22 protein-coding genes and 1 pseudogene are annotated in these 22,313 nt (G+C 76.0%); 9 read left to right on the forward strand and 14 right to left on the reverse strand.

Annotation, left to right across the window (positions count from 1 at the left end):
- Window positions 1-39 precede the first annotated feature (39 nt).
- The 3 genes and pseudogenes from HLV61_RS00615 to HLV61_RS00625 form a co-directional block, all read right to left on the reverse strand.
- Window positions 40-558 (reverse strand): annotated as a pseudogene (locus HLV61_RS00615) (UGSC family (seleno)protein).
- The gene (locus tag HLV61_RS00620; RefSeq protein WP_369251914.1) at window positions 558-1,988 is read right to left on the reverse strand and encodes a thioredoxin family protein; all 1,431 of its coding nucleotides are present in this window, start codon (window positions 1,986-1,988) and stop codon (window positions 558-560) included. The pseudogene HLV61_RS00615 and the gene HLV61_RS00620 overlap by 1 nt, the downstream one beginning before the upstream one ends.
- A gap of 40 nt (window positions 1,989-2,028) precedes the next feature.
- Window positions 2,029-2,730: a DUF4386 domain-containing protein gene (locus tag HLV61_RS00625; protein ID WP_369251916.1), complete on the reverse strand. Its 702-nt coding sequence runs from the start codon at window positions 2,728-2,730 to the stop codon at window positions 2,029-2,031.
- 96 nt (window positions 2,731-2,826) lie between these two features.
- Here HLV61_RS00625 and HLV61_RS00630 point away from each other — a divergent pair, with 96 nt between their 5' ends.
- A complete protein-coding gene (locus HLV61_RS00630) occupies window positions 2,827-3,507 on the forward strand; it encodes a TetR/AcrR family transcriptional regulator (protein WP_369251918.1) in 681 nt (226 codons plus the stop codon).
- 15 nt (window positions 3,508-3,522) lie between these two features.
- Here the strand turns inward: HLV61_RS00630 and HLV61_RS00635 are convergent, their stop codons facing one another.
- Window positions 3,523-3,798: a winged helix-turn-helix transcriptional regulator gene (locus HLV61_RS00635; protein WP_369251920.1), complete on the reverse strand. Its 276-nt coding sequence runs from the start codon at window positions 3,796-3,798 to the stop codon at window positions 3,523-3,525.
- 184 nt (window positions 3,799-3,982) lie between these two features.
- On the opposite strand from HLV61_RS00635, the gene HLV61_RS00640 reads away from it, so the two are divergent.
- Together HLV61_RS00640 and HLV61_RS00645 are read left to right on the forward strand one after the other, a co-directional pair.
- Entirely contained in the window at window positions 3,983-4,840 is an 858-nt protein-coding gene (locus HLV61_RS00640; protein WP_369251922.1) for an NAD(P)H-binding protein, read from the forward strand.
- Window positions 4,841-4,968: 128 nt separating this feature from the next.
- Window positions 4,969-5,145, forward strand: coding sequence for a hypothetical protein (locus HLV61_RS00645; protein ID WP_369251924.1), 177 nt, complete (start codon window positions 4,969-4,971; stop codon window positions 5,143-5,145).
- 10 nt (window positions 5,146-5,155) lie between these two features.
- On the opposite strand, the gene HLV61_RS00650 is transcribed toward HLV61_RS00645, so the two are convergent.
- The 5 genes from HLV61_RS00650 to HLV61_RS00670 all read right to left on the reverse strand — a co-directional run bounded on the left by HLV61_RS00650 (window position 5,156) and on the right by HLV61_RS00670 (window position 11,321).
- Window positions 5,156-6,205 carry a potassium channel family protein gene (locus HLV61_RS00650; RefSeq protein ID WP_369252021.1) on the reverse strand — a complete coding sequence of 350 codons (1,050 nt, stop codon included), beginning with the start codon at window positions 6,203-6,205 and terminating at the stop codon, window positions 5,156-5,158.
- 79 nt (window positions 6,206-6,284) lie between these two features.
- Window positions 6,285-8,057 carry a class I adenylate-forming enzyme family protein gene (locus tag HLV61_RS00655; protein WP_369251926.1) on the reverse strand — a complete coding sequence of 591 codons (1,773 nt, stop codon included), beginning with the start codon at window positions 8,055-8,057 and terminating at the stop codon, window positions 6,285-6,287.
- 123 nt (window positions 8,058-8,180) lie between these two features.
- Entirely contained in the window at window positions 8,181-9,752 is a 1,572-nt protein-coding gene (locus HLV61_RS00660) for a long-chain-fatty-acid--CoA ligase (protein ID WP_369251928.1), read from the reverse strand.
- Window positions 9,753-9,811: 59 nt separating this feature from the next.
- On the reverse strand, window positions 9,812-10,642 hold the full coding sequence (locus tag HLV61_RS00665) for a class I SAM-dependent methyltransferase (RefSeq protein WP_369251930.1): 831 nt from the start codon (window positions 10,640-10,642) through the stop codon (window positions 9,812-9,814).
- Between the two features lie 34 nt (window positions 10,643-10,676).
- Window positions 10,677-11,321, reverse strand: coding sequence for a TetR/AcrR family transcriptional regulator (locus HLV61_RS00670; protein ID WP_369251932.1), 645 nt, complete (start codon window positions 11,319-11,321; stop codon window positions 10,677-10,679).
- 108 nt (window positions 11,322-11,429) lie between these two features.
- On the opposite strand from HLV61_RS00670, the gene HLV61_RS00675 reads away from it, so the two are divergent.
- Genes HLV61_RS00675 through HLV61_RS00685 form a run of 3 tightly spaced genes read left to right on the forward strand, consistent with a single transcriptional unit; the run spans window position 11,430 to window position 14,520 of the window.
- A complete protein-coding gene (locus tag HLV61_RS00675) occupies window positions 11,430-12,650 on the forward strand; it encodes an acyl-CoA dehydrogenase family protein (RefSeq protein ID WP_369251934.1) in 1,221 nt (406 codons plus the stop codon).
- On the forward strand, window positions 12,647-13,639 hold the full coding sequence (locus HLV61_RS00680) for an acyl-CoA dehydrogenase family protein (RefSeq protein WP_369251936.1): 993 nt from the start codon (window positions 12,647-12,649) through the stop codon (window positions 13,637-13,639). Before HLV61_RS00675 ends, HLV61_RS00680 begins: the two co-directional genes overlap by 4 nt.
- On the forward strand, window positions 13,636-14,520 hold the full coding sequence (locus HLV61_RS00685) for an enoyl-CoA hydratase-related protein (protein ID WP_369251938.1): 885 nt from the start codon (window positions 13,636-13,638) through the stop codon (window positions 14,518-14,520). Before HLV61_RS00680 ends, HLV61_RS00685 begins: the two co-directional genes overlap by 4 nt.
- A gap of 74 nt (window positions 14,521-14,594) precedes the next feature.
- Here the strand turns inward: HLV61_RS00685 and HLV61_RS00690 are convergent, their stop codons facing one another.
- The 5 genes from HLV61_RS00690 to HLV61_RS00710 form a co-directional block, all read right to left on the reverse strand.
- Window positions 14,595-17,060, reverse strand: a complete 2,466-nt coding sequence (locus HLV61_RS00690; RefSeq protein WP_369251940.1) for an FtsX-like permease family protein — start codon at window positions 17,058-17,060, stop codon at window positions 14,595-14,597.
- A gap of 3 nt (window positions 17,061-17,063) precedes the next feature.
- Window positions 17,064-17,837, reverse strand: coding sequence for an ABC transporter ATP-binding protein (locus HLV61_RS00695; protein WP_440284438.1), 774 nt, complete (start codon window positions 17,835-17,837; stop codon window positions 17,064-17,066).
- A 176-nt stretch (window positions 17,838-18,013) separates the two neighbouring features.
- A complete protein-coding gene (locus HLV61_RS00700; protein ID WP_369251942.1) occupies window positions 18,014-18,697 on the reverse strand; it encodes a response regulator in 684 nt (227 codons plus the stop codon).
- Window positions 18,694-19,875, reverse strand: coding sequence for a sensor histidine kinase (locus HLV61_RS00705; RefSeq protein ID WP_369251944.1), 1,182 nt, complete (start codon window positions 19,873-19,875; stop codon window positions 18,694-18,696). The genes HLV61_RS00700 and HLV61_RS00705 overlap by 4 nt, the downstream gene beginning before the upstream one ends.
- A gap of 80 nt (window positions 19,876-19,955) precedes the next feature.
- On the reverse strand, window positions 19,956-20,462 hold the full coding sequence (locus HLV61_RS00710) for a MarR family winged helix-turn-helix transcriptional regulator (RefSeq protein WP_369251946.1): 507 nt from the start codon (window positions 20,460-20,462) through the stop codon (window positions 19,956-19,958).
- 90 nt (window positions 20,463-20,552) lie between these two features.
- On the opposite strand from HLV61_RS00710, the gene HLV61_RS00715 reads away from it, so the two are divergent.
- The 3 genes from HLV61_RS00715 (at window position 20,553) to HLV61_RS00725 (ending at window position 22,304) form a co-directional block, all read left to right on the forward strand.
- Window positions 20,553-21,116 carry a YceI family protein gene (locus HLV61_RS00715; RefSeq protein WP_369251948.1) on the forward strand — a complete coding sequence of 188 codons (564 nt, stop codon included), beginning with the start codon at window positions 20,553-20,555 and terminating at the stop codon, window positions 21,114-21,116.
- 162 nt (window positions 21,117-21,278) lie between these two features.
- The gene (locus HLV61_RS00720; RefSeq protein WP_369251950.1) at window positions 21,279-21,629 is read left to right on the forward strand and encodes a hypothetical protein; all 351 of its coding nucleotides are present in this window, start codon (window positions 21,279-21,281) and stop codon (window positions 21,627-21,629) included.
- Between the two features lie 54 nt (window positions 21,630-21,683).
- The gene (locus tag HLV61_RS00725; protein WP_369251952.1) at window positions 21,684-22,304 is read left to right on the forward strand and encodes a hypothetical protein; all 621 of its coding nucleotides are present in this window, start codon (window positions 21,684-21,686) and stop codon (window positions 22,302-22,304) included.
- The last annotated feature ends 9 nt before the right edge of the window (window positions 22,305-22,313 follow it).

Here is a 22,313-nt window from a genome sequence, read left to right on the forward strand (position 1 = left end):
GCGTCCGGGGCTCCTGTGCCCGGGGCGCGGCCGGCGTCGTCAGCCCCGCGTCACCGCGGCGAGGACGGCGGCGTAGGCCTCGCGGGCGAGCCGGCGCAGCTCGTCGTCGGTCCGGTCCTGGATCGGGTGCGGGACCAGCACGTGCGGCACCGCGAGGCCCAGCGCCCGCGACTGGGCGGCGGCGGCGTCGGCGAACTCCGTGGAGGCGAGGAAGACCCCCACCACGCCCCGGGCCTCGAGGTCGGCGATGTCGTGCACACTGCACGACGTGCAGGAGCCCTAGTCGGCCAGCGCCTCGATGACCACCTCGCAGTGGGTGGCGATCTCGTGCCGCAGGTCCACCGGGGCCGGCCGGGCGAACGTGGGCTTGCGGTAGCGCAGCGTGGCGACCCCGTCGGCGTGCAACAGCGCCTCGAGCTCGTCGACGACGACGTCGCCACGGCTCTTGGAGATGTCGAGCAGGCCGACCGTCCGGCCCTCCAGCGACGGCGGCCGCGGGGTCAGCGCCCGCTCCGCCGGCCGCCGTTCCGACGTCGGGTCGAGCAGTGTCCGTGCCATCAGGCCTCCTCGATCGGGACGGTCACCGGCACGCTGCCGGCCGGACCGCTGACCCAGCCGCTGATCACCGCCGAGAACATGCCGGCGGGGCCGCCGGCGTAGGCGAGCAGCAGGCCCCCGGGCCGGAACTTGGGCAGCGGCCGGTCGGCGAGGGCGTCCGGCATCCCCTCGGCGATGCCCTGCGCGCCGCGGCGGAACTCCTCGGGCTGCAGCACCAGCAGCGGGTCGAGCTCGGCGAGCAGCCGCTCGCGGTCCCAGCCGGCCTCCCGGAACACCCGCCCGTGCTCCGGGCCGAGGACGACGAGGGCGTCCATGCCGAGCGCGGACTTGGGGTGGCCGACGGTGCGCAGGACCAGGGCCAGCGTGCGCGCCAGCGACTCCGGCGTCCGGCTGGCCTGGTCGAGGAACGGGGTGAGCCCCGCGCCGGCGAAGACGGTGAGCGCCGAGCCGGGGACGCCGCGCGACTCGGCCAGCGGGGGGAAGGGGCGCAGGTCGTCGTCGGCCTCGGCGAAGCACCAGCCGAGCTTGCCGGGGTGGCCGAGGGTCGCGCGGTCGACCTCGCCCGGCCGCCCGCCGCCGACGTTGCGGACCACCAGCTGCAGCGCGCGGCCGATCGTGGCGTTGGCCCGGTTGCCCTGGCCGAGCACGTTGATGCCGGAGTTCATCCGCAGCCGCGCGGTGACCGGGCCGTCGACGACCACGACCGGTCCGGCGGACCAGGTGGTGGCCAGGACGCCGTGCAGCGCGAACTCGTCGCGGCAGGCCGCCTCGACGGCGGCGAGCACCACCGGCAGGTGCTCGGGCAGGCAGCCGGCGAGGACGGCGTTGACGGCGACCTTCTCGACGGTGCACTCGACCAGGTCGGGCGGGACGACGGCGACCACCTCGTCCGGGGCCCGCCGGGTGCCGCCCAGCATCCGCAGCACGCGCTCCTCGGTGGGCGGCACGCACGGCAGGCCGTCGGTCCAGCCGCGGTCGAACAGCGCCTCGACGTCGTCCTCGAGGTCGGCCAGCTCCACCCGGCGCGCGGTGAGCAGCCGGCCGCCGTACCGCCGGGCCAGCTCGTCCTCGACGCCCCACTCGACGCTGCGCGACCCGCACCCGGGCCGGTGCTCGGGCAGTCCCTCGCCGAGACCGGTCACGCCGGTGAAGGACTCCCACCGGCTGCGCAGCCAGCCCTCGATCCGGCCGGACTCGGTGCCGTCGGCCATCCGCAGCAGGGTGGGCACCGTCTCGATCCGCAGCCGCCAGCTCAGCTCGAGCTCGCGGTCGTCGACCACCGGCAGGTCGCGGGGGAAGGCGGGGTCGTCCTGGCAGACGACCGTGAGCCCGCCGGCGTCGGCCAGCTGCCGCAGCACCGGCTCCACCAGCGTGCACGTGGGGCAGTCGCGCTTGACGACCGCGACCAACCCGTCCGGGACCGTCGTCATCGCCCCGACCATGACAGGCGTGTCAACCCGTGCCGTGCCGTCAGGCGGGGACCAGCGGCGACCGCGGCGGGAGGACGGCCGCCTCCCGCCGGAACCCCCGCACGACCAGGTACACGGCGAGGCTCATCTCCCAGGCGGTCACCGGGATCGCCCCGAGCATCCCCCACACCGAGACCTGCTCGTACACGCCGAAGAGCACCGCCGTGGACGAGAGGAACACCAGCGGACCACCGACGAGGCCGATGACGGCGACCGGCCGGGGAACCAGCCGGCCGCGGTACACCAGCGTGGCGAGCAGCAGCGTGTTGACGCCGATGACGAGCCCGGGGCCCACCAGGAACGTCGCGTCGTGCAGCGCGACCAGGCCCCGCGCCACGGCGACGAGTGAGGTGTCGCCGTCGGCGGTGCCGTCCTGCCGCAGCGCCACGACGGCCAGCACGGCGACGATCCCGACGACGATGACGGCGGCCTCCAGCAGGCGACCGCAGACGTACCCGAGGGCCAGGGCGCGGCCCTGCCGCGCGACGACCGGGTAGGCGGTGACCGCGGTGCCGATGACGGCGGCGGCCAGCACCACCTCGAGCAGGGCGCCCCACAGGACCTGCCGATCCGCGCCCGGGCCGAGCACGTAGGCGGGGTCGCCGAGCAGGGGCTGGTACAGCGCCAGGGCGGTGACGGCAGCGACTGCGGCCACCAGGAAGAACACGCCCGTGACGGCGGCGGCTGTGCGGGACTCGTGCATGGTCAACGGCTCCTCGACCCTCGGTGGTGTACGGCGTACACCGACGCCGCGGACGGTAGGGTGTACGGTGTACACCTGTCAAGCAGGGGAGGGCGGATGGCACGGGAGCCGCTGACGCGGGAGCGGGTGCTGCGGGCCGCCGTCGCGCTGGCCGACGAGTCGGGCCTCGACGCCGTGAGCATGCGCGGGTTGTCGCAGGTGCTCGGCGTCGTCCCGATGGCCCTCTACAAGCACGTGGCGAACAAGGACGAGCTGCTCGACGGGATGGTCGACGCCGTGATCGGCGAGTTCGAGACGCCCGGCCCGGAGCTGGACTGGACGGCCGCCGTCCGGGCGCGCCTGCTCTCCGCGCGCCGGGCGGTGCTGCGGCACGGCTGGGCCCGGCGGGCCATCGAGTCGCGCACCCGGCGGACGCCGGCCGTGCTCGGCTACATGGACGCGGTCGCCGGCACCTTCCGCCGCGGCGGGCTCTCGGTCGACCTGACCCACCACGTGATGCACGCGCTGGGCAACCGCATCTGGGGGTTCAGCCCCGAGCTGTTCGACGCGCCGCCCGGCGCTGACGCGCCGCCCCCCACCGCCGAGGAGCAGCGGGCGATGGTCGCGGAGTTCGCCCGGCGCTTCCCGCACGTCCTCGAGATCGCCACGGCTGCCACGGGCGGGGACCCGACCGCCGCGGGGCAGGGCTGCGACGAGCAGTTCGAGTTCGAGTTCGCCCTGGACCTGCTGCTCGACGGCGTGCAGCGCCTGCACGAGCGCGGGTGGCGTTCCGGCTGAGGGTGGGCCGTTCCCCTAGCGGGGGCGGTGCCCCGCACGGGCCCGCTCGACCTCGGGGACGGCGTCCTCGAGCACGGCGGCGAGGTCGCCCAGCCGGCCGGCCACCCGCCGCCCGAGCGCGGTGAGCGCGTACTCGACCCGCGGCGGGATCGCGGTGACGACGTCGCGGGTGACCATGCCGTCGCGCTCCAGGGACTGCAGCGTCTGCGACAGCATCTTCTCGCTCACCCCGTCCACGCGGCGGCGCAGCGCGTTGAACCGGTAGCCGCCCTCGTGCAGGGCCGGCAGCACCAGCGAGGCTTCGCGGTGACGTCCTCGGAGGCCGAGCGCGAGGTGCAGTCGCGCGCGAACACGTCGCTGACCAGCGCGGGCGACGGGTCGGTCACACGCGGCAGCCTACGACCGGTGGCGGAATGACGGGCCCTTCCTCCGGGTTGGTGCCCCCGACCGAGTTCCTGGACCGAGGAGTGCCCGCATGACCACCTACGCCGTCACCGGGGCCACCGGTCACCTCGGCCGTCGCGCCGTCGAGGAGCTGCTCGACCGCGGCGTGCCCGCGTCCGACGTCGTCGCCGTCGTCCGCCGTCCCGAGGCCGCCGCCGACCTGGCCGACCACGGCGTGCAGGTGCGCCACGGGGACTACTCGCGGCCCGACACCCTGTCTGCCGCGCTGGCCGGCGTGGACCGGCTGCTGCTGGTCTCCGGCAGCGAGCCCGGGCAGCGGGTCGCCCAGCACACCGCGGTGGTCGAGGCGGCGGCCACGGCCGGCGTCCGGCGGATCGTCTACACCTCGATCGCGCGGGCCGACACGTCCGCCAACCCGCTGGCGCCCGAGCACCGGGGCACCGAGGAGGTCCTGCGCGGCTCCGGCGTCCCGGTCACGATCCTGCGCAACAGCTGGTACGCCGAGAACTACACCGCGCGGCTCGACGAGTACCTGGCCACCGGCGAGGTCGTCGGCGCAGCGGCCGACGGCCGGGTCTCGGTCGCCCCGCGTGCCGACTACGCCGTCGCCGCGGCGGCCGCGCTGCTCGCCGACGACGACGGCACCGTCGTCCGCGAGCTCGGCGGCCCCGGCGTCACGCTGGCCGACCTCGCCACCGTCGTCACCGAGGTCACCGGCACGGCGGTCCGTTACCGTGACCTCCCGGCCGAGGAGCTCGTCGCGACCCTGCAGGGCGCCGGGCTGGACGCCGGCACCGCCGGGTTCGTCGCCGGGATCGACACCTCGATCGCCCGCGGCGAGCTCGACACCGGCGACGCCGACCTCGCCGCCCTGCTCGGCCGGCCGGTGACCCCGCTCGCCGACGCCGTCCGCGCCGCCCGAGGCTGAGCGGCGGGGCCGTCGGCCGCGGACCTGCGGTGGCCGACGGTCCCCGACCGGCCCGCCGACCTCATCCCCCGGGGTGAGCTGCGCCGCCCGGCTGGAGTGGATCCGCCCCGGTGCCGATCCCGGGGAGCATGGACTCCCTCGCGTGCCGCGCCGTGGCGCAGGCCGCTCTGGTCGCGGTCACCGCCTCGGCCGACGACGAGCACCCGTGGCCGCTGCTGCTGGTGGCCGGCTGGCACACCACCGCCACCGACCTCGTGCTGGCCGGCGCCCGGCTGGCAGAAGACCTCGCCGCGCTGCCGGTCTGACCACGTCGCCCTACGCGCGGGCGAACACCTGACCGTCGGGGCCGTGCGAGCGCACGACCACCAGGACGTCCTCGCTCTGCAGCGTGCCGATCAGCGGGTCGTCGAAGCGCAGCGTGCGCCCGCCGCGGGTCACCGACAGCACCACGTCGCGCAGGTCGCGCGGGCCGAGCCCGACCTCGCCGGAGCGCACGGTGCGCTGGGAGAGGTCCAGTCCCTGCCCGCCGGTGAGCAGGTCCTCGACCACCGAGACCACCCGCGGGCTGTCGGTCGACAGGCCCAGCAGCCGGCCCGACGTCGCCGACGTGGTGATCACCGTGTCCGCGCCGGACTGGCGCAGCAGGCTGGCGTTCTCCTCCTCGCGGACGCTGGTGGTGATCGGCACGCTCGGGTTGAGCTGGCGCACGGTGAGGGTGATGAGGACGGCGGCGTCGTCGCGGTTGGCCGCCACGATGACCGCCCGCGCCCGTTCGACGTGCGCCCGGCGCAGCACGTCGGTGCGCCCGGCGTCGCCGACGATGCCGGTGAGCCCGATGGAGTTGGCCTCGTCGATCGCCTTCTGGTCGGCGTCGACGATGACGATGCTCTCCAGCGGCGTGCCCGTGGCCCGCAGCGAGCGGACGGCGCTGCGCCCCTTGGTGCCGTAGCCGCACACGATGACGTGCTGGCGCACGCGGGACCTCCAGCGTCGGATGCGGAACTCCTCGCGCGAGCGCGCGGTGAGCGCCTCGAGGGTCGTCCCGATGAGCACGATCAGGAACATGATCCGCAGGGGCGTGATGAACAGGATGTTCACCAGCCGCGCGGACTCGGTGATGGGCGTGATGTCGCCGTACCCGGTGGTGGAGAGCGTGACCGTGGAGTAGTAGACGGCGTCGAGCAGCGAGATGCCGACCTGGTCGCCGTCGCGGTAGGACTCGCGGTCGAGCCAGACGATGAAGACCGTCAGGCCGAGGAAGAACGCCGCGAGCACGACCCGGGCCCACACCTGACGGACCGGGGACTGCTCCTCGTGGGCGATCTGCACCCCGGTGTGCGGGTCCTCCGACCCGTGTCCGCCCATCACAGCGCGGACGATAGCGAGCGGGGGGCGCCGGTCGCCGCAACGGACACCGGCGCCACCCGCTCGCGTCACACGGGGCTCACCCGCCCGTGACGGACTCCCGCTCGCGGGCGGCCAGTTCGCGCTTGAGCACCTTGCCCGCCGCCGAGACGGGGATCGCGTCGATGAAGACGACGTCGCGCAGTCGCTTGTAGTGGGTGACGCGGTCGTTGACCGCGGCCATCACCGACTCGGCGGTCAGCGCCGCGCCGGCGTCGTCGGCCCTGCGGACGACGTAGGCCACGGGCAGCTCCCCGGCGGTCTCGTCCGGCCGGCCGACGACGGCGGCGCCGGCCACCCCGGGGACGCCGAAGAGGATCTCCTCGAGCTCGCGCGGGAACACGTTGTAGCCCTTGTAGAGCAGCATGTCCTTGGTGCGGTCGACGATCGACAGGTAGCCGTCCTCGTCGAGGACCCCGACGTCGCCGGTGTGGAACCAGCCGTCGGCGTCGATGGACTCCGCCGTCGCCTCGGGCCGGTGGGCGTAGCCGCGCATGACCTGCGGCCCGCGGATGCACACCTCGCCGCGCTCGCCGGCCGGCAGCGGGTCGCCGCCGCCGAGCGGCCGGATGGTGATCTCGGTGTCGAACACCGGGAGCCCGACGGTGCCGGGCTTGCGGGTGCCGGAGCGGAACGACGGGTTGCCGGTGGCCTGCATGGTCACCTCGGTCAGCCCGTAGCCCTCCCCGATGACGGCGTTGGGCAGCACCGCCTGCAGCCGCTCGATCAGCGACACCGGCAGCGGCGCGGCACCGCTGGAGACGCCGCGGACGTGCGACCAGTCGTGGTCGGGGAACCCGGGGACCTGGAGCAGCGCCACGAACACCGGCGGGGCGCCGCCGATCGACGTCACCTGGTAGCGCTGGGCGTCCTCGACGTACGTCACCGGGTCGAAGCGCATGTGGATGACGGTGGTGGTGCCGCCCATGACCATGCCGTTGAGGTAGCCGATCGCGCCCATGGCGTGGAACCACGGCGTCAGGTTGATCAGCACGGCCTCGCCCAGCCGGGTCGGGTACTCGTCCTCGCCGGCCACCTGGCGCAGGCTGACGTCACCGGCCTCGTCGAGCTCGGGCAGCGACCCCGACGTCCAGCAGGCCGACTGCAGCACGTTGGTGACCACGTTGCGGTGCGGGAGCTCGACGCCCTTGCTCACCCCGGTGGTGCCGCCGGTGTAGGCCAGGTGGGCGAGGTCGGTGGCGGGGTCGAGCCCGGCGTCGAGGTGCCGGTCGGTGGAGTCGGCGGCCAGCAGGTCGGCCAGGTCGACGTCGCCGTCGGCCAGGCCCTCGAGCCGGGCGGAGAAGTCGAGGGTGTGCGCCTCCCCGGTGACCACGACGGTCCGCACCGGCGTGGCCTCCAGCGCGGTGCGGACGAAGGGCAGCACCTGGTCCCAGGTGACCAGGACCGTGGCGCCGGCGTCGGTGAGCTGGGCGGCGAGGTCGGCCGCGGGCAGCAGCGGGTTGGTGGGGGAGAAGACGGCGCCGGCCATCATCACGCCGTAGTAGACCGCCGGGTACTGGCGGCAGTTGGGCAGGTGCACCGCGACGACGTCGCCGCGGCCGACGCCGTGGTCGGCCAGCCAGTTGGCCACCGCCGCGGCGCGCGCGCCCAGCTCCTCGAAGGTGAGCTCGACGTCGTGGTCGACGAACGCCGCCCGCGTGCCCCAGCGCCGCACCGCGGCGCGCAGGATCGACCCCACCGGCACCGGCGGGTACTCCAGCGACCGCGGCAGGCCGGGCGGCCAGTTCGCGGCCGTCCCCTGTGGAGTGGCGGGCTCCTGCGCGGCCGTGCGCGCAGGGTGCGTGGCGGTCATGCGTGTCCTTCCGTCCGGGTCGGTGCGCCCGTCAGCGTGGTACAGCTCACATGCGCTGTCGAGCAGCGGTCAGCACAGCTCCCGGTGTGCGCCGAGCACAGTGGAGGCCCCTGCGCAGGGGCCTCAGACGGCCGGGTCGGAGACCAGCGACCCGGCGCGGTGCTCGGCGCGCAGGGTGGTCTTGAGCACCTTGCCGCTGGGGTTGCGCGGCAGCGCGGGGACGACCGAGTACTCCCGCGGGTGCTTGTAGCGGGCCAGCCGCTCGCGGCACCAGGCGCCGAGCTCCTCGGGCGTGGGCGGGGACGCCGGGTCGCGGGGGGCGATGACGGCCAGCGGTGCCTCGCCGTACTTCGCGTCCGGGACGCCGATCAGCGCGACCTCCGCGACGCCGGGGTGGGCGGCGAGCACGTCCTCCACCTCGGCGCAGTACACGTTCTCGCCGCCGGTGATGATCATGTCCTTCTTGCGGTCGACGACGTAGAGGTAGCCGTCCTCGTCCTGCCGGACCAGGTCGCCGGAGTGGAACCAGCCGCCGGCGAAGGCCTCCGCCGTCGCCTCGGGCTTGTCCCAGTACTCCCGCATGACCATCGGGCTGCGGTAGACGATCTCGCCGACCTCGCCCTGCGGCACGTCCTGCATGGCGTCGTCGACCACGCGGACCTCGACGTTGAGCATCGGCGTCCCGACCGAGCCGATCTTGCGCACCGAGTCCTCGCCGCGCAGGAAGCAGGTGACCGGGCTGCACTCGGTCTGCCCGAAGGCGGTGACGACCTCCGCCTGCGGGAACGTGTCGATCATCGTGCGCAGCAGCGTGGTCGAGGCCGGGGCCGCGCCCCAGGAGATCCGCCGCAGGGAGGACAGGTCGCGGTCGGCGATGCCGGGGACGGCGACGACCGCCGCCCACATGGCGGGGACCAGGAAGATGCTGCTGACCCGCTCCCGCTCGATGAGGTCGAGCGTGGCCACCGGGTCGAAGCCGCCGGACCGGAGGATCACGTGCGTGCCGCCGAGCAGCAGCGGCGGCAGCCCCCCGGCCAGCCCGGCGATGTGGAACAGCGGCGCCCCCGGGACGCCGACCCGGTCGTCGGGGCCCCAGCCGAGGTGTGTGACCTGGCTGAAGACGTGCATGAGCAGGTTGCGGTGCGTGAGCACGGCGCCCTTGGGTCGGCCGGTCGTGCCCGAGGTGTACATGATGAACGCCGGTGCGCCCTCGTCGACCTCGACGTCCAGCGGCTCGGGCGAGGCCGCGGCCAGCGCCTCCTCGAGGTCCCCGCCGATGGTGAGCACCGTGGTCACCCCGGGCGCCTGCTCACGGGCCTTCGTGGCCACCTCGGCGAGCGCGGCGTCGACGACCAGCGCGGTGGCTCCGGAGTCGGTGAGCACGTAGGCCACCTCGTCGGCGACCAGCCGGAAGTTGACCGGGACGACGATCGCGCCCAGACGGACGCCGGCGAGGTAGGACTCCCAGACCTCCGTCGAGTTGAGCCCCAGCACGGCGACGCGGTCGCCGGTCCCGACGCCCCGATCGGCCAGCGCGCGGGCCAGCCGGGTGACCCGCTCGTCGAGCTCGGCGTACGTGCGCCCGCCGCCCTCGAAGCGCAGCGCCCACGCGTCGGGGGTCCGGCGCGCCCAGCGGGCCAGCTGGTCGGCGGCCGTCATGCCGCGGCCCTGCAGGTGGGGGATCGGGACGCTCACGGGGTCCTCCTGGGGTCGGGTGTGACCTGCGTCATGCTGCTGGCGGCAGGACGGGGCGGTCAACCCTGACCGTCAGGCAGCCGGGTCACCGCCCCCACCACCAGGGGGTTGACCAGCACGGCGTCGACGGCCGCGGCTTCGGCGCGCAGCCGCTGCTCGAAGTCCGCCGGCCCGACCTCGCCGGCCGTCGCGGTCCCGGTGCGCTCGAAGGCGCCGGCGAGGGCGGTCACGTCCCCGCCCACGATCGACCACCCGGTCGCGTCCCGGCCGCGCTCCAGCGGCTGGCCGGTGACCAGCACCGGGTCGGGCAGTCCGGCGGCCCGGAACACCGCGCCGAGCCGCAGGCCCAGGTCCACGGGCACGCCCAGGCGGCCGAGGGTGGTGAGCAGCCAGCCGTTGAAGGCGGTCAGCAGCGGCAGGGGCGGGGAGGCGGCGCGGGTGGAGAGGACGACCTCCTGGAACGCGACGACGCCGCCCGGGCGCACGCTCCGCGCGAGGCGCGCCAGCAGGGCCACCGGGTCGGGCAGGTGCAGCAGGACCAGCCGCCCGAGGACGGCGTCCACCGGCCCGGGCGGCTCCCAGGTGGTGACGTCGGCCTGCTCGAAGGAGACGCCGGGGTGGCCGACCTCCGCGGCCCGGCGCCGGGCGACCGTCAGCGGGTGCGGCGCGGAGTCGACTCCCACCACCCGCCCGGGAGGGCAGACCCGCTCCGTCGCCGCCACGGTCACCGCGCCGGTGCCGCAACCGAGGTCGACCACCGACGCGCCGGGGGCCAGCTCCGCGGCGTCCAGCCAGGCCGCGGTGGCCGGCGCGTAGACCCGCGACAGTGCGTCCAGCCGGACCATCGCCGGGTCGTCGTTGCCGAGCACGTAACCGCGTGCGTCGTCCATGCCCGGACAGCGTGGCCCGCGTCGGGCCCCGGCGTCAGTCCTCCGGGCGCGCGGCGAGCATCCGCGCGGCGAGCCCCTTCCACAGCGCCAGGTGCGGATCGGTGGCGGCCGGCCGGTCGGCGAAGGCGTACACGCAGGCCACCCCGCGCATGCTGGTGAACAGCAGCTCGCACACCTCGGCGTAGCGCGGGGCGGAGGCGATCTGCGGGCCCCAGATCCCGTCGGCCACCCGGCGGATCGCCGCGCGCAGCCGGCGCTCCTCGACCCGCAGCGCCGCCCGCAGTCCGGGATCGGTGCGCGCCGCGGTCCACAGCTCCATCGCCGCCCAGAACGGCGGCTCCTGGAACGTCGCCCACATCAGGTCGATCGCCCGGTCGACCCGCTCGGGCCCGGTCGGCTCGTCGGCCATCACCGCCGCCGCGCGCTCCTGCACCTCGGCCAGCAGGGTGCTCGACAGGTGCCCCGCCGCGGCCACCAGCAGCTCGGCGCGGGAGGGGAAGTGGTGCAGCAGCCGCCCCCGCGACACCCCGGCCCGGGCCTGGACGGCGAGGGTCGAGGCGCCGGCGTACCCGGACTCGACGAGGCAGGCGACGGCGGCGTCGAGGATCAGCGCGCGGCTGTCGGCGGTGCGGGTCGACCGGCTGCGCGGGCCGTCGCAGGACACGGCGTCGGCGCTCACCTGCGGCAGGCTAGGCCCTCACCGCCGCGCTGAACAGTCACCGTTGACCGTCGAGGGTGCGCGCTGTCACGCTGCGGCGCGTACCGCCCGACGACGAGGAGGCCCCGCGTGGACTTCGACGACACCCCGGAGGAGGCGTCCTTCCGGGCGCACGTCCGCAGCGTGCTGGAGGAGCACGCGGGCGAGCTGCTGCACGTCGCGCCCGGTGAGCCGGTCGACGCCCGCTCCCGCGAGGCCGAGCTCCGGGACACCCAGCGGGTGCTCGCCGAGGCCGGGCTGGTCGGCGTCACGTGGCCGCGGGAGTACGGCGGCCAGGGCGGCACGCTGGTGCAGCAGGCGATCGTCGGCCAGGAGCTCGGCCGCGCCCGGGTGCCCACCCTGATCAACCACATCGGCATCGGCATGTGCGGGCCCACCGTCATCGCCCACGGCAGCGACGACCAGCGCTCCCGCTACCTCGCCCGGCTGCTGCGCGCCGACGACGTCTGGTGCCAGCTGTTCAGCGAGCCGGGCTCGGGGTCCGACCTCGCCGCGCTGCGCACCTCCGCCGTCCGCGACGGCGAGGACTGGGTGGTCAACGGCCAGAAGGTCTGGACGACGCTGGCGCACGTCTCCGACTTCGGCATCCTGCTCACCCGCACCGACCCGGAGCGGCCCAAGCACGCCGGGCTGACGATGTTCGTCGTCGACATGCACGCCCCCGGCGTCACCGTGCGGCCGCTGCGCCAGATGAGCGGCGGCGCCGACTTCAACGAGGTCTTCTTCGACGACGTGCGCATCCCCGACTCCGAGCGCCTCGGCGAGCCCGGCGAGGGCTGGCGGGTCGCGCTGACCACGCTGATGAACGAGCGGGTGGCCATCGGCGGCGCGGGCAGCGACATCGGCCCCTCGCCGGAGTCGCTCGCCGCCCACGCCCGCGACCGGCTGCCCACCCTCGCCCCGGAGCAGCAGGCGCTGGCCCGGCAGGCGGTCGGACGGGCGCTGGTCGCCTCGCTGGCCGCCCGCTACACCGGCTACCGGCGGTTCACGACGCTGTCGCAGGGCGGGATGCCCGGCCCCGAGGCCAGCGCCGGCAAGCTCGGCGGCACCGCCGCGGCCCGGCTGGTCTCCGACGCCGGGGTGCGGCTGCTCGGCGACGAGGCGGTGCTCGGCGCCACCGCCGACGGCGACGACACCTGGCAGCGGGCCCAGGCCTACGTGCCCGGCATCGCGATCGCCGGCGGCACCGACCAGGTGCTGCGCAACATCCTCGGCGAGCGGGTGCTGGGCCTGCCGCCGGAGCCCCGGACCGACAAGAGCGCTCCCTTCTCCTCCGGAGGACGACGGTGAACTTCGACCTCTCCGACGACCAGCGCGACGCCGCCGCCGGCGCCCGCGAGTTCTTCACCGGGTCGGTCCCGCTGTCGGCCGCGCGGGCCGCCCTCGAGGGCGACGGCGTCCCGGCGCCCGGGCGCAAGGCGCTGGCCGACATCGGCTTCCTCGGCGTCACGGTGCCCGAGTCGGCCGGCGGCGCGGGCGGCAGCGTGCTCGACCTCGCCGTCGTGGCGGAGCAGGCCGGCGCGGTGCTGGCCGGGCCGTCGCTGGTCACCGCGGCGCGGGCGGCGGTGCTGCTCGAGGGCGCACCGGACCTCGCCGCGCAGCTCGCCGACGGCTCGGCCGCGATCGCCGTGCTCGACGGGCCGGTCGCCGGCTCGGCGCCCTCGCTCGACGCGGCCGACGCCACGCTCTTCCTCGGCCTCGACGGCGGCGCGCTCGTCGTCGGCGAGGGCGAGGTGACCCCCGGCCGGCCGATGGACGCCACGCGCGGGCTGGCCTCGGTGCGGATGACCTCGCGCCGGGTGCTGGCCGAGGACGCGGGCGACCTGTGGGCCCGGGCCCGGCAGGTGGGCGCGGTGGTGATGGCCGCGGAGGACCTCGGCGCCGCCGACCGCGCGGTGCTGATGGGCGTCGAGTACGCCCAGCAGCGGGAGGCGTTCGGCCGGGTCATCGGCTCCTACCAGGCGGTCAAGCACATGCTCGTCGACGCGTGGGTGGGCGTGGACCAGCTGCGCTCGCTGGTGTGGTGGGCGGCGTGGGCGGCCGACAGCTCACCGGCGGAGCTGCCGCTGGCCGCCGCGGCCGCCAAGGCCTACGCCACCGAGGTCGCCGAGCGGGCCACCGAGACGGTCGTGCAGGTGCACGGCGGCATCGGGTTCACCTGGGAGCACGACGCGCACCTGTACTGGCGCCGCGCCAAGGTCGACCGGCTGCTGCTCGGCGACGCCGCCGAGCACCTCGACGCCGTCGCCCGGCTCGCCGTCGCCGGCGCCCTGGGGTGAGCCCCACCCAGCTGCGGTACGAGGTCGCCGACCGCGTCGCCACGATCACCCTGGACCGGCCCGACCGGCTCAACGCCTTCACGCCGGTCATGGCCGGCGAGCTGGGGGAGGCCGCGGCGGCCGCCGACGCCGACGAGGCCGTGCGGGTCGTCGTCGTCACCGGGGCCGGGCGGGCCTTCTGCGCCGGCGCCGACCTGGGCGCGGGGTCGGGGACGTTCGCCGACCGCGGCCGGGCGGGCGGCCCGCCGGTGCAGGGGACCGTCGACGGCGTCGCGCGGGACTGGGGCGGCGTCGCCTCGCTGCCCTTCGCGGTGCTGCGCAAGCCGGTGATCGCCGCGGTCAACGGCCCGGCGGTGGGCATCGGCGCGACGATGGTCCTGCCGATGGACGTGCGGATCGCGGCGGAGTCGGCGCGCTTCGGCTTCGTCTTCGCCCGCCGCGGCATCACGCCGGAGGCGGCGTCGTCGTGGTTCCTGCCCCGGGTCGTCGGCATCAGCCAGGCGATGGAGTGGGTGGCCACCGGCCGGGTGTTCGACGCCGCCGAGGCGCTGCGCGGGCGGCTGGTCAGCCGGGTCGTCCCCGACGCCGACCTGCTGCCCACCGCGATGGAGCTGGCCTCCGAGATCGTTGACAACACCTCGGGGGTCGCGGTCGCCGCCGCGCGGCAGATGCTCTGGTCGATGCTCGGCGCGCCCTCGCCCTGGGACGCCCACCGGGTGGAGTCGCGGGCGCTGGCCGAGCTCGGGAGCGGGCCCGACGCCGCGGAGGGAGTGGCCGCCTTCCTCGCCAAGCGGCCCGCGGAGTTCCGCGCGCCGCTCGGCGAGGGCGCGGTGGCCGGTGTCCCGCGCTGGCCGCAGCCCCCGGACGACGTCGCCCCCTGAGGTGGACCGCGATCATGGCGCCGGAACCACGGATCCACCCGGGCGCATGGTTCCGGCGCCATGATCGCGACGTACTAGACCGCCGTGATCGCGGCCACGGGGGCGGTGCGGGCGGCCCGGCGGGCCGGCAGCACCGAGGCGAGCAGCCCGGCCGCCGTGGCGACGACGACGATGCCGCCGACCTGCAGCCATGGCACGTCGAGCAGCACCGCGTCCTGCCCGCCGAGCACCGACGCCGTCCCGACCAGGCCGTACGCCCCGCCGAGCAGCACGCCGAGCACCGCGGCGACGCCGGCGACGAGCACCGCCTCCCAGGCCAGCAGCCCGCGCAGCTGACCCCGCGTCAGGCCCATCGCCCGCAGCAGGCCGTTCTCCTGCCGCCGCTCGAGCACCGACAGCGCCAGCGTGTTGCCCACGCCGATCAGCGCGATGAGCACCGCCACGCCGAGCAGGCCGGTGACCACCAGCAGCAGCGCGTCGAGGACGGAGTCGATGGCTGCCCGCTCGCTGGCCAGGCCGGTGACGTAGGCGTCGGGAGCCGCCGCACCGGTGAGCTCGGTGACCTCGTCGATGGCGTCGCGCTGGCCGGTGCCGTCGTCGAGGCGCAGCCACAGCGTCGCCGCCGTCGCCTCGGGCGCCAGGCCCCGCAGGTCGGCCGCCGAGAGCAGCGGGGCGGTGACGTCACTGCCCACGACGACGGTCAGCGCCCGGCTGCGCTCGCCCGCCCGCAGGGTCAGCGTCTCGCCGGCGCGCAGGCCGTAGGCGTCGGCGGCCCACTGCGGCAGCACCGCCTCGCCGAACGCGGGGAGGGTGAGGCCGGCGGTGCTGCGCAGGACCGGGGTGGCCTCGGCGGGGTCCACGCCCTGCACCCACGTCGGCTGCCCGTCCGGCCCGGTCACGTCCATCCCGAGCAGCGCCGTCCCGGCGGCCACGCCGTCGACCTCCTGCAGCCGCGGCAGCAGCGACGCCGGCAGCTCGCCGTACGCGCCGATCTCGACGTCGGCGGGATAGGCGGCGTCGAGGCCGGCCTGGGCGGTGGCCCGGGTGGAGGCGGCGCCCACCACCATCGCGGTGGTCAGCGTGACGCCGACGAGCAGCGCGGTCGCCGTCGCCGCCGTCCGGCGCGGGTTGCGCGAGGCGTTGCCGGCGGCCAGCCGGCCCGGGACCCCGCCCACGCGGCCGAGCCCCCGCCCGGCCGCGGCCACCACCGGCGGCACCGCCCGCTGGGCGAGCAGCACCACGCCGAGGAAGCTCGCGGTACCGCCGGCCAGCGAGGCGTACACGTCCACCGCCAGCACGCCCAGCACCATCAGACCGGCGCCGCCGAGCACGAGCAGCAGGCCGGCGGCGAACCGCAGCAGGCCGCCGCGGCTGCGCAGCGGGGCGGCGTCCGTCGGCCGCAGCGCCGCCAGTGGCGCCACCCGGGTGGCCGCGCGGGCCGGGCCGAGGGCCGCGAGCAGCGTCGTCAGCGTGCCGACCGCCAGCCCCGCCCCGACGGCGTACGGCGGCACGGCGACGCCCTCGAGCGGCAGCGGCGAGTCGGCGCCGACCAGCGCCGAGACGAGGGCGGCCAGCCCGACGCCGACGCCCACGCCCAGCGCCGAGGCGGCCAGCCCGGTGGCCGCGGCCTCGACGAGCACGCTGCGCCGCACCTGCCGGGAGGTGGCGCCCACGCAGCGCAGCAGCGCCAGGTCGCGGGTGCGCTGGGCGACGAGCACGGCCAGCGTGTTGGCGATGACCAGCCCGGCCACCAGGACCGCGACGGTGGCGAACACCAGCAGGACCGCGGCCAGCGCCAGCCGGTTGCCCGTGACGTCGGCGACGGCGTCCTCGGCGGCCTCCTCGCCGGTGCGCACCTCGACCGCCGCGAAGCCCAGTGCCGGTGCCACGGCCGCCGCCAGGAGCTCCGGCTCGGTGCGCGGCCGGCCGGCGACCCGCAGCTCGGTGGGATCCGTCGCGCCCCAGGCGGTCACCTGGTCCGGCACGGCGAAGCCGCGGGCGAACAGCCCGGCGCTGGGGTCGCCGCCCAGGTCGACCAGGCCGGTGACGGTGGCGTCGCTGGTGGAGGTGACGTCACCGGTCGCGGGGTCGCGGACGGTGACGGCCACGACGTCGCCCACCGCGGCGTCGGTCGTCGTCGCCACCGCGATCTCGCCGGGCCGCTCGGGGAGGGCGCCGGCGGTGACCCGCTGCCAGCGCAGCCGCGGGTCGGCGGCGACGCTGCTCACCTGCAGGTGGGCCTCGGACCGGCCGGGGAAGCGGGCCCGGACGTCGGCGGAGACGGTCGGGTCGACGGCGCGCACGCCGGGGACGGCCGCCACGGCGCCGGCCGCGCCGGCCAGCGAGGAGCCGTCGGTGGTGGTGACGACGACGTCGGTGCCGACGTACTCGGCGCCGGCGGCGCGCAGCAGCGTCGCGCGGGAGGTCTCGTTGAGCACCAGCGTCGCGACGACGAAGGCGACCGCGATGACGACGGCCAGCGTGGCGGCGACCAGCCGCGGCAGGTGCGCCCGCAGGTTCGCCAGGGTGGTGGACAGCACCGGTCAGCCCCCGAGCCCGCGCAGCGCCTCGAGCACCGACGCGGCGGTGGGCCGGTCGACCTCGCCGGCGGGGCGGCCGTCGGCGAGCAGCACGACGCGGTCGGCGTAGGAGGCCGCCGTCGGGTCGTGGGTGACCATGACGACGGTCTGGCCGGTCTCGCGGACGCTGCTGCGGAGCAGGTCGAGCACCTCCGCGCCGCTGCGCGAGTCGAGGTTGCCGGTGGGCTCGTCGGCGAAGACGACGTCGGGGCGGGGGAGCAGCGCCCGGGCGATGGCCACCCGCTGCTGCTGGCCGCCGGAGAGCTCCGAGGGGCGGTGGCGCAGCCGCTCGCGCAGGCCGAGGCGGGCGATGACGGCGTCGAACCAGGCCGGGTCGGGGCGGCGGCCGGCCAGCAGCATCGGCAGCACGACGTTCTCCCGGGCGTCGAGCACCGGCAGCAGGTTGAAGGCCTGGAAGACGAAGCCGATCCGGTCGCGGCGCAGGCGGGTGAGCTCGTCGTCGCGTAGCCGGGTCAGCTCGGTGCCGCCGAGGAAGACCTGACCGGAGGTGGCGGTGTCCAGGCCGGCCAGGCAGTGCATCAGCGTCGACTTGCCCGACCCGGACGGGCCCATGATCGCGGTGAACTCGCCCCGGCCGAAGGCGACGTCGACGCCGGCCAGCGCGTGGACGGCGGTCTCGCCGGAGCCGTGGACCTTGGTCAGGCCGGTGGCGCGGACGGCGGCGGACGACACCGGCGCCGGCGGCTCGCCGGGGACGGTCATGACGGGGACGGACACTGCGGACCTCCGCGGATCGGTTCTCGGGACGGAGAGACCCTCGCGGTCGGAGCCGTCCCCCCGCGTCGTCGCCGGCGGTGATCCGCCGGCCGCCGTCCGTGCCCCCGGGGACGGACCCCGCCGTCATCCCCGGGTCGTACGGGCCAACAGCGCCACGAAGGCCCTCCGGGCCGTGCTCAGGCGTCCCGGAGGAGGTCGGCGGGGGAGACCAGGCCGGTGCGGTAGGCCAGGACGACGACCTGCACGCGGTCGCGCGAGCCGGTCTTGGCCAGCACGCGCCCGACGTGCGTCTTCACCGTCGCCTCGCTGACGAACAGGCGCTGGGCGATCTCGGTGTTGGTGGCCCCGAGCGCCATCTGCACCAGCACCTCGCGCTCGCGCGGGGTCAGCTCGGCCAGCTCCGAGCCGCCGCCGACGGTCGTGGGAGCGGCGCCGCGCAGCATCGGCGCCACGTGCTGCAGCAGCCGGCGGGTCGAGCTGGCCGCGATCACCGAGTCGCCGGCGTGCACCGTGCGGACGGCGGCCAGCATCTCCTCGGGTGGGGCGTCCTTGAGCAGGAAGCCGCTGGCCCCGGCGCCGATCGCGGCCACGACGTACTCGTCGAGGTCGAAGGTCGTCAGCACGACCACCCGCGGCGGGTCGGGCAGCGCGGTCACCTGCCGGGTCGCCTCGATGCCGTCGGTGCCGGGCATGCGCACGTCCATGAGGACGACGTCGGCCGCGGTGGACCGCAACAGCGCCACCGCGGCGTCGCCGTTCCCGGCCTCGCCGACGACGGTCAGGTCGGGCTGGGAGTCGATGACCATGCGGAACCCGGCGCGGACCATCTGCTGGTCGTCGACCAGGACCACCCGGATCACCGGCCACTCCCGAGCGGCAGCACCGCGTGCACGCCGAAGCCGCCGCCGCTGCGGGGCCCGGCCTCCAGGCGCCCGCGGTGCAGCTGCGCGCGCTCGGCCATCCCGCGCAGCCCCTGCCCGAGGCCGTCGCCGGTGACCGCCCCGGCCCCCCGGCCGTCGTCGAGGACCGACAGCTCCAGGACGTCGGGCCGCCAGTGCAGCCGCACCCACGCCCGACAGGCGGGGCCGGCGTGCTTGAGGACGTTGGTCAGCGACTCCTGCACGATCCGGTAGGCGGCCAGCTGCGGGCCGGTCGCCATCGGCCGCGGCTCGCCCTCCACCAGCAGGTCGACGTCGAGACCGCTGGCGCGGACGTCCTCGACCAGGACCGGGATCGTGGCGACGTCGGGCTGCGGGGCGTACTCCTCGCGCCGGTCCTCGCGCAGCACGCCGAGCAGGGCGCGCATGTCGGTGAGCGCCTGGCGCCCGGTGGCCGCGATCGCCTCCAGCGCGCCGGTGGCCGCCTCGGGGTCCGTGCGCCCGGCGTAGCGGCCGCCGTCGGCCTGGGCGATCACCACCGACAGGGAGTGCGCGACGACGTCGTGCATCTCGCGGGCGATGCGGGCCCGCTCGGCGGTGGCCGCCAGCCGCATCTCCTGGTCGCGCTCGATCTCCAGGAGCCGCGCCCGCTCGGCCAGGCCGACGACCTCGCCGAGGCGCGAGCGGCGCAGCCGGCCCAGTGCCCACGCCGCGACGACGGAGACGGCGATGGCGCCGACGGTGACCAGCAGCGCGTCGCTGGAGTCCAGGGAGTACCAGCGCAGCGAGGCGAGGACGGCGCCGGCCAGGCCGAGGACGAGCCCGGCCCGCGCGGCCCACCGCGGCGCGTAGGCGGCCAGCGCGTAGACCATCATCAGCGCGGCCACGTTCGCGGCGAGGAAGTCCGTGCCCGCGAACAGCTCGAGGAGCCCCGCGACGGTGACGACGGCGGCCGCGGGGACCGGTGCCCGCCGCCGCCAGGCCAGCGGCGCGACCAGCAGCACGCCGAGGACGAAGGCCGGGACCTCGGCCGCGTAGTAGGACTGCGACGGCGCGACGACGGTGACCAGGCCGACCACGGCGGCGATCGCGACGTCGACCTCGAAGGGCCGCTCGCGCAGCCGCGCCGCGAGGGTCTCGAGGAGGGGGCGCTCGTCCATCGGAGCGACCCTAGGCAGCACCGTGCCGTCCGTCGTCCACCCGGGGGAGGACCCGCCCGTCGTGCCGGGGGAGGAGGTGCTCAGCCGGGGTCGAGGTGGCGCAGCAGCGTCTCGCCGAGGTCGCGCATCGCCGTGACCTGCTGGGGGGAGAGCTGGTCGAACAGGTGGGTGCGCACCCCCTCGACGTGGATGGGCGCCGCGGCCTCCAGGGCGGCGAAGCCCTCGTCGGTGAGGACGGCGAGCAGTCCGCGGCCGTCCTCGGCGCACTCCTGCCGGCGCACCCAGCCGCGCTCCTCCAGCCGCGACACCGCGTGGGAGAGACGGCTGCGGGAGGACAGGCACCGGTCGGCGAGCTCGCTCATCCGCATCTGCCGCTCCGGCGTCTCCGACAGCTGCACGAGGATCTCGTAGTAGGCGTGCGGGATGCCGGTGGCCCGCATGAGCTCGCGGTCGAGGCGGTCGTTGAGCAGTTGGGTGCTGTAGAGCCAGGCCCGCCAGGCCCGCTGCTCGTCGGCGTCGAGCCAGCGCGGCTCCCCGACGGGCGGCTCGGGCGCCGGTCCCGCACCGGGTGACACCTGCGTCGTCATGACTCCCAGCGTACTGGCGGAATAGTCAAGCGCTCAACTACGCTCTCGACGGCACGAAGCTCAAACCTTCAACAACCGAGAGGTCCAGCCATGACCAGCACCACCGCCGTCCAGATCCCCGGGTACGTCGCCGGGACCTGGGACATCGACGCCACCCACTCCACCGTCGGCTTCTCCGTCCGCCACATGATGGTGAGCAAGGTCCGCGGCTACTTCACGGAGTTCTCCGGTGAGATCGTCACCGCCGAGGACCCGGCCGCCTCCTCGGTGACCGCCACCGTCGACATGGACTCGATCGACACCCGCCAGGAGCAGCGCGACGCGCACATCCGCTCCGCGGACTTCTTCGACGTCGGCAACCACACCGTCATGACCTTCCGCTCGACCGGCGTCGTCGCCGACGGCGAGGACTGGACCGTCCACGGCGACCTGACCATCAAGGGCATCACCAAGCCGGTCACGCTGGCCCTCGAGCTCAACGGCTTCGGTCCCGACGCCTACGGCGGCACCCGCGCCGGCTTCAGCGCCCGGACCTCCATCTCCCGCAAGGCCTACGGCGTCGACATCGACCTGCCGATGGACGGCGGCGGCGTCGTCGTCGGCGACAAGATCGACGTCGAGCTCGAGATCGAGGCCGTGCTCCGCGCCGCCTAGTCACCACCCGTCGAGGGGCCCCGGATGCCACGTGCGTCCGGGGCCCTCGCGCGTCCTGGCCCACCGTGGCGCGTCCTGGCTCACCGTCGACCGTGAGCCGGGAGGCAGCACGACCAGCCCACCTGATCGTCCGCACTCCCGGCCCGAGGGGAGACTGGGGGCATGACGTCGTCGCTCACCCGCGCCCGCACCCGGCTGTCCTCCGCCGTCCTCGTCGCCGTCGGGCTGGCGGCCGGGTTCGGCGTCGCGCAGGGCACCGGCATCCGGGCGCTCGGCGGCGCCGTGTTCGCCGCCGCCGGCGCGGGCGCGGCGTACCTCTGGGTGCAGCGCCGCGGCTGGGCGGTCGCACTGTGCCTCGGGGCGCTGTACGTGGGCGCGTTCGTCGTCGCGCACGTGCTCGCACTCGGCGTCGGGATGGCGTCGTGGCTGGCGGTCGGTCTGGTGACGCTCGCGGCCGCCGGCGTCAGCTACGCGGTGGCCGACCGGCCGCAGCCGGGGCAGCTCACCCGCTGACCGCGCCCCGGCGCGGGATGGCGTGTCGAGGCGGACGTCGGCCATCCTGGCGGCGTGACGACGCGCGTCGACCCGGGATGGCTCCCCGAGGTCCTGCGGCCGGCCGTCCTCGCCGGAGCCCTCTACGCCCCCACGGTGCAGGTGCTCGACCTGTTCGTCTTCCGCGAGGAGTGGAACTGGCGGGAGGCCGGCCTCGGCGGCGTCCTGTCCACCGTCGGGATGGGACTGTTCCTCGCGCTCCAGCTCCGCTTCTCGGCGGCCGCCCGGCAGCGGGCCGCCGCCGGCCGCGCCGTCTCCACGGGGGTCCTCCCCGGCGGAGCCGACGGGGAGTGGCTGGTCCGGCTGGCGGAGCAGCGGGACCAGGCCCACGCCACCCGGACCGGAGCCCTCGGGATCGCGGCGCTCCTGGCGGCCCTCGTCGCCGTCGCGACCCTGCTGCCGGAGGGGCCCGGCGGGTGGGGCTGGCTCCTCGTCGCCGGCCTCGTGCTGCTCGGCGGCCTCGTGACGGCGCGGGAGCGCCGCCGTCGGGAGACCGCCGACCGGCTGCGGCTCGAGCTGCAGGAGCGGCTCGCCGCCGTCCGAGCCGGTGAGTCCGGTCACGATCGGCGCGGCAGGGCGAGCGTGCACGATGGCCGGTCGGCCGCGGCCGGGGGTTCCCGCGCGCCGAGCGCCTAGAATGGGAAG

It is taken from the genome of Geodermatophilus amargosae, assembly GCF_041028265.1.
Lineage (GTDB): Bacteria > Actinomycetota > Actinomycetes > Mycobacteriales > Geodermatophilaceae > Geodermatophilus > Geodermatophilus amargosae_A.